Annotated in this window: 1 protein-coding gene; it reads left to right on the top strand. The window is 53.1% G+C overall.

Features of this window, described 5'->3' with window-relative positions; genetic code table 11:
- On the top strand, positions 1–229 hold a 229-nt coding region (tnpB, locus tag HB675_RS25725), incomplete at its 5' end, for an IS66 family insertion sequence element accessory protein TnpB (protein ID WP_213881971.1).
- Positions 230–243 lie beyond the last annotated feature (14 nt).

Here is a 243-nt window from a genome sequence, read left to right on the forward strand (position 1 = left end):
TTTCGTGTTTATGAATCGCCACCGCAACCGGATCAAGGTGTTGTACTGGGAGCGCAACGGCTTCTGCCTTTGGCTCAAGCGCCTGGAGTCCGAGCGTTTCAAAACGTCACCCGATGAATCCGAAGAGGCCATCGTTTTGACGGTCCAGGAATTGAACTGGCTACTGGACGGATTTGATCTCTGGCGCAACCGTCCGCACAAGGTTTTGACTCCACGATTTGTGGCCTGACGGGTATAATCCAA

Origin of the sequence: Pseudomonas sp. dw_358, from assembly GCF_018449655.1 — a bacterium.
Classification (GTDB): Bacteria; Pseudomonadota; Gammaproteobacteria; order Pseudomonadales; family Pseudomonadaceae; genus Aquipseudomonas.